Source organism: Mesorhizobium sp. ISC25 (assembly GCF_042295465.1).
Lineage (GTDB): Bacteria > Pseudomonadota > Alphaproteobacteria > Rhizobiales > Rhizobiaceae > Mesorhizobium.
In genome coordinates this window covers 6,331,526-6,342,978 of sequence record NZ_CP135441.1, presented here as the reverse complement: position 1 = coordinate 6,342,978, position 11,453 = coordinate 6,331,526, and the positions used below count along the sequence as shown (strand labels likewise).

Here is an 11,453-nt window from a genome sequence, read left to right as displayed (position 1 = left end):
TCTTTGCGCCACCTCCTGTCTGTCGGCTAAAGATCGCCGCATCTACCGGAAGGAAGTCGATGGACACCCATTCTCGCAGCTTCGCCAAAGCGCTTTCCTGGCGCGTCACCGGTACCATCGACACGATGATCATTTCGCTCGTCGTGACCGGAAGCATCAAGCTCGCCGCGGCCATCGGCCTGACCGAGGTCGTCACCAAGTCGCTACTCTACTATCTTCACGAGCGGGCGTGGCTGAAAATTCCTTATGGAAGGAAGGCAGCCGCCTAGCTCTTGCCTCCGCGGCGGGCGCCTGACCGGCGGTCAAGAAAAGCTAAAGCGGCGTCGACAATTTCTGGATTGCCTGTTGCCCTCATCCGTGGTTTGAGGCCACCTTATCCGAGGATCGCCTTTCCGCCATGCTCCCCCTCATTGCCCTGTTCATTGCCGCCTTCGCCTTCGGCACCACCGAATTCGTCATCGCCGGCGTGCTGCCGCAGGTGGCGGATGGCCTTGGCGTCGCGATCCCGACCGCCGGTTATCTCGTTTCCGGCTATGCCGGCGGCATTGCAGTCGGCGGCCCGCTGCTGGCGCTCGCTACCAAAAGGTTCTCCCGCAAGGCCCTGCTGCTTGGACTGACTGCGGCTTTTACCATCGGCCAGGCGGCCTGCGCGCTGGCGCCCGACTTCGCCTCGATGCTGCTGTTGCGGATAGCGGTGGCCGTCGCGCATGGTGCCTATTTCGGCGTTGCCATGGTGGTGGCCGTCGGCCTCGTGCGCGAAGACCAGCGCGGCATGGCGGTAGCGCTGATCCTGTCCGGCCTCACCGTATCGAACGTAATCGGCGTTCCGGCCGGCACGGCAATCGGCAACATCTGGGGATGGCGTGCGACATTCTGGGTGATGTGCGCGCTCGGCGTGGTGGCCTTCGCGGCAATCGGCGCCCTGCTGCCGCGCACGACGGGATCGTCGAGCCCGTCCGTCAGTCTTGGCAGTGAGGTCCGCGTACTCGCACGCCAGCAGGTCTGGACCTCGCTCATCATCATGCTGATGCTGATGATCGGCCAGTTCGGCCTGTTCACCTACATCACGCCGACGCTGCTTGAGGTCACCGGTCTCGACGAGAAATGGATACCTTGGGTGCTCCTGCTCAACGGTGTCGGCGCAACGATCGGCGTCTTTGTCGGCGGGCGGCTCGCCGACTGGAAGCTGATGCCGTCGCTTATCGCCATGCTTTTCCTGCAGGCGGTAATGCTCGCCTTGATCTACGCCGTCAGCCCTTACCCACTGCCAATGGTGACGGCGATCTTCATCTGGGGCGGCCTCAACTTCGCTATCGGCACGCCGATCCAGACCCGCATCCTGACCTGGACCGCGGATGCCTCCAACCTTGCCTCGTCACTCATTCCGTCGGGCTTCAATGTCGGCATCGCACTCGCCGCATCGCTCGGCGCGGCCATGCTCAACGCCGGCTATGGCTATCGCAGCCTGCCGGTGGTTGGCGCGATCGCCATGCTGGTCGCCGTCGCGGTTGCGCTTGCCTCGCATGTCTGGGAATGGCGCAGCCGAGCTGCGCCGCCGCTGCCGGCCGCCGCTGAATAGGGCTACAGATCGATCCGGTAGCGCAGGCTTTCCACGCCGCCATAGGCAGCGTCTTCGAAGAAACGCCCGACAAGCCGGCCGCCATTGGCCAGAACCACCTTCTGCGAGGGCACGTTGTGAGGCTTGCAGGTGATTTCGACGAAGGGCAGGCCAACCGCCCTCGCCTCCACCAGCATCAGCCGCAGCGCCTCGGTCGCATAGCCGCGTCCCCGTTTCCACGGCACCACCGCATAGCCGATGTGACCGAGCACATGCGACGGCAGCGCCGCGGTGCCGGGCTGCCAGCGCAGGCCGATCGAGCCTGCGACTTCCCCGTCCCAGATCCAGCGCCGGAATCCGGGCAGCCGCGGCACCGTCGAACCGTCCGGCAAGGCGATCGGCGGTCCCTTGCCATCAGGATCGTCGAGATCGGCAAGGAAAGTCGCTGGATCCTTTTCGATAGCCGCAAGCTGCTCGCGCGTCGCGTCGAGCAGCCGCACATTGTCCGGCGACCAGCCGCGCTCGAGGGCCGCCCTGTAGGACGGCAGGTGTTCAAGCGCCGGTTTGAGGAGTTCGATCATGGGCGCGAGCTTTTGGCTGTCGCCAGGATTGCGGGCGCGACGGCAAGGGCCTTCCGCAGCTTACTGAAGCAGGCTCTTGACGATGCCGCTCGCCTTGGAGAAATCCATCTGCCCGGCGTATTTTTCCTTGAGCGCCGCCATCACCTTGCCCATGTCCTTGACGCCGCTGGCGCCTGTCTCGGCGATGGCGGAACGGACGGCGCTTTCCGTCTCGGCCTGGCCCAGTTGCGTCGGCAGGAAGTCGCGGATGATCGCCATCTCGTCGCGCTCCTGCGCGGCAAGCTCCGGCCGCTTGCCGTCATCGAACGCCTTGGCCGATTCCTCGCGCTGCTTCACCATCTTGGCAAGGATCTGCAGGATTTCGTCGTCGCTGGCCGGCTCATTGCCGGCGCCGCGATTGGCGATATCGCGATCATGAATGGCCGCCTGGATCAGCCGCAATGTGGGCAGCCGGCGCTTGTCCTGCGCCTTCATCGCGCTCTTCAGGGATTCGGCGATTTTTCCTCGCATAGTGCTTTCTCCTTCGAATGCGGCGGACAATAGTCGTGCCGATAGCTCAAGGCAAACTCGATGGCGTCCGGCAAACCGCTGATATTGTTTGACGAAATAAATCCAGGCTCGCACGGCGCGGCATCATTGACCCCCTTGGCGCCTTCCCCTATGTACTGGGCCTTGCATGAATTGAATTCTAGTGCACGTCGCCCAAAAGTGCGTAGCGGTTTTGGGGCCACGACATGCACAAGTGAAAAGTTAGCGCGCCGAGGCTGTGAGATTGCCGCTTCGCGCCTTTTGTTGCGCCGATTGAGGGGCGCAGCCTTTAGGAGTGCCGCCATGGCAACGATGACCGCCGCGTCGACCCCCCCTTGGGCCACCGAGAGGCCGACAGCCCTGCTGGTGCTGGCCGACGGCACCGTCATCGAGGGCCGCGGTCTGGGCGCTTCCGGCTCCGCCGTGGCTGAGGTCTGCTTCAACACCGCGCTGACCGGCTACCAGGAAATCCTCACTGACCCATCCTATGCCGGCCAGATCGTCACTTTCACCTTTCCGCATATCGGCAATATCGGCACCAATGACGAAGACATCGAGGACCTCAATCCGCTGGCCCGCGCCGGCGCCGTCGGCGCCGTGTTCAAGGCCGATGTCACCAACCCGTCGAACTACCGCGCCGGAACCGGTCTCGACCAGTGGCTGAAGAAGCGCGGCATCGTCGCACTTTCAGGCATCGACACGCGGGCGCTGACCGCGCTGATCCGCGAAAAGGGCATGCCCAATGCCGTCATCGCGCACGCCCCAGACGGTACCTTCGACATCGATGACCTCAAGCGCCGCGCCGCCGCATGGTCGGGGCTTATCGGGCTTGATCTCGCCAAGGAGGTCACCTCCGGCCAGTCCTCGGTCTGGCGCGAGACGCCCTGGGTCTGGAATGAGGGCTTTGGCGAACAGGCCGATCCGTCGATGCACGTCGTTGCCGTCGACTACGGCGTCAAGCGCAACATATTGCGCCTGCTGGCCGGCCTCGGCGCCAAGGTCACGGTGGTGCCGGCAAACACCGGCGCCGAGGAGATCCTGGCGATGCGGCCGGACGGCATTTTTCTGTCCAACGGCCCCGGCGATCCGGAAGCCACCGGCGACTACGCCGTGCCGGTCATCCAGGATCTGCTGAAGACCGAAATCCCGCTGTTCGGCATCTGCCTCGGCCACCAGATGCTGGCGCTGGCGCTCGGCGGCAAGACTGCAAAAATGCATCAGGGCCACCACGGCGCCAATCATCCGGTCAAAGACCACACCACCGGCAAGGTCGAGATCGTCTCGATGAACCATGGCTTTGCCGTCGACGCCGACTCATTGCCGAGCGGCGTCGAGGAAACCCATGTCTCGCTGTTCGACGGTTCGAATTGCGGCATTGCGCTGACCGGCAAGCCGGTCTTCTCGGTCCAGCATCATCCGGAAGCCTCGCCCGGCCCGCAGGATTCGCACTATCTGTTTCGCCGCTTCGTCAATCTCATCCGCGAAAAGCGCGGCGAGCCGGCACTGGCCGAGCGTGTCTAGCGCATTGCGTAAAAACGGATTTGACTGACGGCGCCGGCCGGGGCTCCCGGCGCCGATCAAGCCCCGTCCGTCACCGCTTCCTGCGCGTGCATGCGTTTGACTTCCTTCGGCGTCGGCTTGGCCACCCTGGTGACGAAGACGACGAGCGCCAGCGTGAGGAAAATCGCGCCGAGCAGATATGGGGCACCGCCGAAAACTACGGGCGCGCTCGGCCCCGTGAACCAGGAAAAGATCGCCGTATAAAGCAGCGGTGTGATGATCGAGGTGATCGAGAAGATCGAGGTCATCGCGCCCTGGAGTTCGCCCTGGGCGGAAGGTGGCACCTTGGCGGCCGCCAGGCTTCTGAGCGGCGGGTCGGCCAACGCCTCGAGACATCCGACGACGATCACTGCATAGATCATCCAGCCTTGTGACGCGAAGGCGTAGCCGAAGGCGCTGAGTGCGGTAAATGCCAGACCGATTACCGCCGTCTTCCACTCGCCAAGTTTAGGGATCACGCGCGGCAGGACTGTCGCCATGACGATCGCCCCGCACAGGCCGAAGGCGCCGAGCGAGAAGCCGATCTGTTGTTCGCTCCAGCCATAGCGATAACTGGAGACGAACGACCAGACCGCAGGATACATCATGTGCCCCAGCGTCATCAGAAAGAAGACAAGTCCGATCCAGCCGATACCTTCGTAGTTGCGCATCTGGACGAGCGTGCCGACCGGGTTCGCGCGTTTCCACTCGAAGCGGCGACGGTGCTTGTTATCAAGCGTTTCCGGCAACAGAAACAGCGCGATCAGAAAGTTTGCGAAAGCAAGCCCTGCAGCGAAATAGAACGGAACGCGCGGCCCGAACGTGCCGAGCAACCCGCCCAGGACCGGCCCGATGACGAAGCCGACGCCGAAAGCAATGCCGAGCAGCCCGAAATTCTTCGCACGATTTTCGTCGGTCGAGATATCGGCAATGAATGCCGATGTCGTTGAATAGCTGGCGCCGGAAATGCCGGCCAGCACGCGGCCAATGAACAGCATCGGATAGGACCAGGCGATAGCGCAGATCAGATTGTCGATAGCGAACGTCAGCACCGAGGCGAGCAGAATCGGCCGCCGCCCGAATCGGTCGCTCAACCCGCCCATCACTGGTGCGAAAACGAACTGCATCGCCGCATAGACGAAGAACAGCCAGCCGCCCTCGATAGCCGCCTCACTGATGCCGACGCCGGTCAATTCCCTGAGATAGGCCGGCAGCACCGGCATAATGATACCGAAGCCAATGACGTCGAGCAGCAGGGTGGTGAAAACAAGCGCAAGGCCCCGTCTGGCGGTTTTGGGGTCTATCATGATGGTATCTCCTCGGGCCGCCCGAGCGAACGGGAACACACCTTATAGGCGAGCACATCGCTGGGAACAATGAGGGAACGGGCAGAGTGTTTTCATCCTGACATCCCCTGACTGCGATCCAGTCTCTCGGATTACGAGAAAACCGTCGGCTCAGATCGGGTTGTTGAACGTGTCGCAGTCCGATAGCTTGCCGTTCTGGAAGCCGCGCGCCAGCCAGGTCTGCCGCTGCTGAGACGTGCCGTGGTTGAAGCTTTCCGGCACGACGTAGCCCTGCATCTTCTTCTGCAGCGTGTCGTCGCCGATCTGCTTGGCGGCGTTCAGTGCCTCCGCCATGTCGCCCTGTTCCAAAATGCCCTTCTGACCGGTGAAATGTGCCCAGATGCCGGCAAAGCAGTCGGCCTGGAGCTCGACCTGCACCGACATCTGGTTGGCGTCGCCCTCGCTCATATTCTGCCGCATCTGGTTGAATTTGGGCAGGATGCCGGTCAGGTTCTGCACGTGATGGCCGACCTCGTGCGCGATAACATAGGCCTGTGCGAAATCGCCCGAGGCGCCGAACTGCTGGTCGAGTTGCTGGAAGAAGGTGGTATCGAGATAGACCTTGCGATCGTTGGGACAGTAGAATGGTCCGGCCGCTGACGAGGCAGAACCGCAGGCGGAGCGGATCTGGCCGCTGAACAGGACCAGTTTTGGATCTTGATAGGTCAGACCCTCGGACTGGAAAATACCGGTCCACGTATCCTCGGTCTCGGCCAGCACGGTCGACACGAACTGCTTCATCTCGTCGGACGCCGGCGCACCGGTGCCGCCGCCCTGCCCGCCGCTATTGTCGGTGATCTGGCCGCCGCCGCCAGGCTGCAAGCCGCTGTCATCGAGAATTTGGCTCGGGTCGAAGCCGAAATACCACCCTGCCAGGAAAATCAACGCTACGATGATAATGCCCGACATGCCGCCGCCGCCGGCGCGACCGCCGATCGGGATGCGAAACTGCCCCGGACCGCCGCCAAGCCCGCCACTCTGGCCGCGCTCGTCCTCGACATTGTCACTTTGACGGCGGCCTCTCCAGAGCATGGCAACTCCCCGTGATGCACGTTTGCAGTCAACCCGCCGATGTCCTGGCCGGTTCCAACCCAGCAAACAATTATCCCAATGGCTACGCCAAGTCACAGTATTTTTCGTGCGAGCAAGCAACACTTGCTGACGCTTGTTTGCTCCGGCCGAGACATCGCAAGGTCTGTGGCGTCCACTCTGCATGTGGGAAGCGAGTGGCGCGACGAGGTGCGTTGGCCGTGCTTTTCAGCGGGCGGCGATTATCGCCTTGCGAAAGGCTTCGAGCGTCTCGGCGCTGACATGGTCCTCGATTCAACGCGCGGCGATTATTGCCTTGCGAAAGGCTTCGAGCGTCTCGGCGCTGACATGGTGCTCGATGCCTTCGGCGTCGATGCGCGCCGTCTCGGCGCTGACCCCGAGCGAGCGCAGGAAGGCCTCTACCGTCTGGTGGCGAATGCGGCTCTCTTCCGCGACCTTGCGGCCGGCATCGGTCAGGAACACGCCACGATAGGGTTTCCGGGAGACCAGCCCGTCCGCGCACAGCCGCGTCAGCATTTTCGCCACCGTCGGCTGGGCGACGCCGAGCCGTGCCGCGATGTCGACCTGGCGCGCCTCGTTGCCGTCCTCGATCAGGTCGGCGATGAGCTCGACATAGTCCTCGACCAGCGCACTGCGACGCGCTTCACGGGTCTGCCTGAACCCTTCGGAGTGGATTTCTGCATCAGGCAGCGGCTTTTCGCGAGGAACCGGTCTTTTCTTCAGCGCCAATACGCGCTCCTCCCGGCAGTTTGAATCGGCTTTGCAGTCATAGCACAGAACCCTATTGGTTCTGGCCGTTTATTTCCATTCGGTGGTCGGCGCAACCGGCGTTCACTGCCGTGCCGGCCGCACGGCCAAGCGGCTACACGAAAGCTCAGACAATGAAATATAGCATATTGCATAATGTTCAGCCGTGGCATACATAAGGAGAGAATGTCGATCGCTCCAGTGGAAAGCCAGTTCATGTCGGAAGCCGAAGCCACCTCAGCCCCCCGGTCCATGTGGCGATTTGCCCGCCCGGAGGACGGCGAGCAGCCCAGCCTTCGCGAAGTCAACGCCACGATCGCGGTGCCGCACTCGGGGATCTGGCTTCGCCGGCTGTTCGCCTTCATGGGGCCGGGCTACATGGTTTCGGTCGGGTATATGGATCCGGGCAATTGGGCGACCGACCTCGCCGGCGGGGCCCAGTTCGGTTACACGCTGCTGTTCATCATCATGTTGTCGAACCTGATGGCGATCCTGCTGCAGGCGCTCGCCGCCCGGCTAGGCATCGCCACCGGCCGTGACCTTGCGCAGGCGTGCCGCGCCTATTACCCGCGGCCGGTCAATTTCATGCTTTGGGTCGCTTGCGAATTGGCCATCATCGCCTGCGACCTGGCTGAGGTCATTGGCACGGCGATTGCCTTGCAACTGCTGTTCGGGATTCCGCTGATCGGCGGCGCCATCATCACCGCGCTCGATGCCTTCCTGCTGCTGTTGCTGATGAACAAGGGCTTCCGTTTCCTCGAGGCCTTCATCATAGCGCTTTTGATCATCATCTTCGGCTGCTTCGCCATCCAGATCTTTGCCGCCGCGCCGCCGGTCGGCTCGATCCTGCATGCGATGTTCGTGCCGTCGTCCGAGATCGTCACCAATCCGGCCATGCTTTACATCGCCATCGGCATCATCGGCGCCACGGTGATGCCCCACAATCTCTATCTGCACTCCTCGATCGTGCAGACCCGCGCCTATGAGCGCACCGATCGCGGCAAGCGCGACGCCATCAAATGGGCGACGACCGACTCGACCATCGCGCTGATACTGGCGCTGTTCGTCAATGCCTCCATCCTGATCGTGTCGGCGGTGGCGTTCCACGGCACCGGTCATCATGACGTTGCCGAGATCGGCCAGGCCTTCGAGCTTCTGTCGCCGCTGCTTGGCCTCGGCATTGCTTCCATCCTGTTTGCCGTAGCGCTGCTTGCCTCCGGCTTGAACTCGACGGTGACGGCGACGCTCGCCGGCCAGATCGTGATGGAAGGGTTCCTGCGTCTGCGCATCCCGCAATGGGCGCGCCGCCTGCTGACGCGCGGCATCGCCATCGTCCCGGTGGTGGTGGTCACTGCGCTCTATGGCGAGAAGGGAACCGGCCAGTTGCTGGTCTTCAGCCAGGTAATCCTGTCGATGCAGCTTCCCTTCGCTGTCGTACCGCTGGTGCAGTTCGTCTCGGACAAGCGCAAGATGGGCAATTTCGCCATTTCCCGCGCTGTTGCCGTGCTGGCCTGGGTGGTCGCTGGGCTCATCCTGGTGCTCAACTTCAAGCTGCTCTACGATACGGTCGTCGGTCTGGGCTGAGCGTTTCTCTTCTCCAAGCCGATGCAACAAGGTCGGCAGTCATCCGCCCTTCCAACCCTGGAAAATTGCCGGCCGCTGTCGGATAAATGTCCGTTCGCCCGTCCTTGGCTCGAACTCCGGCCATGACGGTACGGATCAGGGAAAGGGAGCTCCAATGAGGAAGATCATCGCCGCAACATTCGTCAGCCTCGACGGCGTCATGCAAGCGCCCGGCGGCCCGCAAGAGGACCCTGTCGGCGGCTTCAAATTCGGCGGCTGGACGTTTCACTACTGGGACGATGTGATGGGCGCCGCCATGGGCGAGACGTTTTCAAAACCGTTCGCGCTGCTTCTCGGCCGCAAGACCTACGACATCTTCGCCGCCCACTGGCCGTACCAGAAGAGCGGTCCGATCGCCGACAGCTTCAACGCCGTCACGAAATATGTGGCGACGCACAGGCCAGATACGCTGTCCTGGCAAAATAGCCAGCCGCTCGGCGGCGACGTCGTGGCGACGTTGCGCCGGATGAAGCAGGAGGACGGTCCGGACCTGCTCATTCAGGGATCGAGCGAGCTGATCCAGACCTTGCTCGCCAATGACCTGATCGACGAGATCAGCCTGCTGATTTTCCCGCTGGTGCTGGGCAAGGGCAAAAAACTGTTCGGCAGCGGCACGATACCCGCCGCGTTCAAGCTGACCCGTTCGCAGGCATCGACCACCGGCGTGCTCATGGCGAGCTATGAACGCTCCGGCGAGATCAGGACCGGGTCCTTTGCCACGGAGCAGCCGTCCGAAGCCGAGATCGAGCGGCGCAAGAACTGGAAATAGAGGCTGCCGAGGCGATCAAGGACGGCTGAACACTGGCCGTCCTTTTTGCTGTTTTCTAAGCCGCCTCTCGTCGGCGTGCCAACCCATCGCGGAGGTGGCCCGCGAATGCCAATGCAGCCGGCGCGACGCCGTGCTTCGGCAAATGCAGATTGATCGAAAAATTCGGCAATGACGGCAGCTCCGGATCGTTGGCCAAAATATCGAGGTCGGCAGGCACGGTTGACGCCAACCAGGTGGTGACGGCCAAGTCCGAACGCACCGTCGCCGTCGTCGCGTCAATGCTGCCGTTTTCGAAGACGGTGCGCCATTCCAGCCCGTGCTCGTTAAGCGCCTCCAGCACCACCGGGCGGAACGCGCAGGTCTCGGCGACCATCGAAACCGGCAAGGGTCGCTTGCGGCGGGCGCCACCGCCTTTGGCGCCGACCCAGACCAGCCGGTCGACAACAAGGCATTCGCCGGGCGACCGACCGATCGGCTCCTCGATCACCGCGAGCTCAATCGTGCCCGCCGCCAAGGCCGCAGCCAACTCCGGCGACGAGGCGCAGACAAGCGAGATCTCGACCTGCGGATAGGCCTCGGCATAGGCCTTGAGCACCGGCGCAAGCAAGGTGCCGACAAGGTCGTAGGGCACGCCAAGCCGCACCTGACCGGCGACCGCATCGCCCGCCATCTCCGCCAGGATCTCGTCATTGAGGGAAAGCAGGCGCTTGCCCTTGCCGAACAATCGCTCGCCGGAGCGGGTCAGCCGCAATCCGCGCCGATCGCGGTCGAACAGGCTGCAGCCGAGAACCTCTTCCAAGCGCTTGATATGTTGGCTGACGGCGCCTTGTGTCAGATGCAGTGCGTTGGCCGCCGCCGTCATGCTGGCCTTGTCGACAACGGTGACGAAGGTTCGAACCAGGGCAGTGTCGAGGTTGCGGAGCATCCGGCTATTATATTTGCTAATGCGCATCATAGCAAACATTGCATTTACTAATGAGCCGAACAGCCTACCGTGCAGGCTTCAAAGGAAGCAGCATGTTTGAAACCGTCCTTCCCCTCGTCGCGTTCGCGCTGGTCTCAACCTCAACCCCAGGCATGGCCACGACCTTGTCGACGGCGTCCGGCGCGCAGTTCGGCTTTCGCCGCTCTATCCCGCTGATGGCCGGAAGTGCGGCCGGCCTGGCCACGGTGGCTGCGGCAGGTGCTGCCGGGCTCGCCGGTCTGCTGGCCGCCGCTCCTTCGCTGCAACTGGCAATGAAAATAGCCGGATCGCTCTATCTGATGTGGCTTGCCCTCAAGATCGGCCGCAGCGGGCCGCCCAACCTGGACGTGACCATGACAAAGCCGAACAGCTTTTTCGGCGGCGCCGGCCTGCAATGGATGAATCCCAAGGGCTGGGCCATGGGGCTGGGAGCGGCGGCATCTTTTGCCGCGCTCGCCAACGGGCCGCTGCAGCTCGCCGTACTGCTCGGCACGGTCTTCGGTCTTGCCGCGGCCCTATCGCTGGCGGCGTGGTGCGTGGCGGGCACGCTGCTCGCCCGGTTGCTGCGAACCGAGCGGCAGTGGCGCATGCTCAACATCATGCTTGGCCTGCTGCTGGCCGCCACGATCATTCCGATGTGGCGGACAGCGTAAGACCAAGCTGTGGCACGTCGCCCAGCAGCGCTTCGAGGAGATGTTTGGAAAAGAGCAGACGGCAAGCCTGCGAGCGGCGCTGGACGAAATCGCCG

At 63.0% G+C, this 11,453-nt stretch carries 12 protein-coding genes; 6 read left to right on the top strand and 6 right to left on the bottom strand.

What is annotated here, in order from left to right; all coding sequences use genetic code 11:
* Window positions 1-59: 59 nt before the first annotated feature.
* Together RQ479_RS31285 and RQ479_RS31280 are read left to right on the top strand one after the other, a co-directional pair.
* Entirely contained in the window at window positions 60-269 is a 210-nt protein-coding gene (locus RQ479_RS31285) for a DUF2061 domain-containing protein (RefSeq protein WP_023678301.1), read from the top strand.
* A 128-nt stretch (window positions 270-397) separates the two neighbouring features.
* Window positions 398-1,579 carry an MFS transporter gene (locus RQ479_RS31280; RefSeq protein ID WP_376703568.1) on the top strand — a complete coding sequence of 394 codons (1,182 nt, stop codon included), beginning with the start codon at window positions 398-400 and terminating at the stop codon, window positions 1,577-1,579.
* A gap of 2 nt (window positions 1,580-1,581) precedes the next feature.
* Here RQ479_RS31280 and RQ479_RS31275 read toward each other — a convergent pair whose 3' ends face one another.
* A complete protein-coding gene (locus tag RQ479_RS31275) occupies window positions 1,582-2,139 on the bottom strand; it encodes a GNAT family N-acetyltransferase (protein ID WP_376703567.1) in 558 nt (185 codons plus the stop codon).
* 60 nt (window positions 2,140-2,199) lie between these two features.
* Window positions 2,200-2,649, bottom strand: coding sequence for a GatB/YqeY domain-containing protein (locus RQ479_RS31270; protein WP_352466694.1), 450 nt, complete (start codon window positions 2,647-2,649; stop codon window positions 2,200-2,202).
* Window positions 2,650-2,970: 321 nt separating this feature from the next.
* Between RQ479_RS31270 and carA the strand changes: the two genes are divergently transcribed.
* On the top strand, window positions 2,971-4,188 hold the full coding sequence (carA, locus tag RQ479_RS31265) for a glutamine-hydrolyzing carbamoyl-phosphate synthase small subunit (protein ID WP_352466695.1): 1,218 nt from the start codon (window positions 2,971-2,973) through the stop codon (window positions 4,186-4,188).
* 56 nt (window positions 4,189-4,244) lie between these two features.
* On the opposite strand, the gene RQ479_RS31260 is transcribed toward carA, so the two are convergent.
* The 3 genes from RQ479_RS31260 to mntR form a co-directional block, all read right to left on the bottom strand.
* Window positions 4,245-5,513 (bottom strand): TCR/Tet family MFS transporter, encoded by a 1,269-nt coding sequence (locus RQ479_RS31260; protein ID WP_376703566.1) that lies wholly within the window; start codon window positions 5,511-5,513, stop codon window positions 4,245-4,247.
* Window positions 5,514-5,663: 150 nt separating this feature from the next.
* Window positions 5,664-6,584: a neutral zinc metallopeptidase gene (locus tag RQ479_RS31255; protein WP_352466697.1), complete on the bottom strand. Its 921-nt coding sequence runs from the start codon at window positions 6,582-6,584 to the stop codon at window positions 5,664-5,666.
* A 291-nt stretch (window positions 6,585-6,875) separates the two neighbouring features.
* Entirely contained in the window at window positions 6,876-7,331 is a 456-nt protein-coding gene (gene mntR / locus RQ479_RS31250) for a manganese-binding transcriptional regulator MntR (protein WP_023678308.1), read from the bottom strand.
* A 234-nt stretch (window positions 7,332-7,565) separates the two neighbouring features.
* Between mntR and RQ479_RS31245 the strand changes: the two genes are divergently transcribed.
* Together RQ479_RS31245 and RQ479_RS31240 are read left to right on the top strand one after the other, a co-directional pair.
* Entirely contained in the window at window positions 7,566-8,933 is a 1,368-nt protein-coding gene (locus tag RQ479_RS31245; protein ID WP_352466717.1) for an Nramp family divalent metal transporter, read from the top strand.
* Between the two features lie 154 nt (window positions 8,934-9,087).
* Window positions 9,088-9,741 carry a dihydrofolate reductase family protein gene (locus RQ479_RS31240; RefSeq protein WP_376703565.1) on the top strand — a complete coding sequence of 218 codons (654 nt, stop codon included), beginning with the start codon at window positions 9,088-9,090 and terminating at the stop codon, window positions 9,739-9,741.
* Between the two features lie 55 nt (window positions 9,742-9,796).
* Here the strand turns inward: RQ479_RS31240 and RQ479_RS31235 are convergent, their stop codons facing one another.
* The gene (locus RQ479_RS31235) at window positions 9,797-10,666 is read right to left on the bottom strand and encodes a LysR family transcriptional regulator (RefSeq protein ID WP_376703564.1); all 870 of its coding nucleotides are present in this window, start codon (window positions 10,664-10,666) and stop codon (window positions 9,797-9,799) included.
* Window positions 10,667-10,758: 92 nt separating this feature from the next.
* Between RQ479_RS31235 and RQ479_RS31230 the strand changes: the two genes are divergently transcribed.
* Window positions 10,759-11,358, top strand: coding sequence for a LysE family translocator (locus RQ479_RS31230; RefSeq protein WP_376703563.1), 600 nt, complete (start codon window positions 10,759-10,761; stop codon window positions 11,356-11,358).
* The last annotated feature ends 95 nt before the right edge of the window (window positions 11,359-11,453 follow it).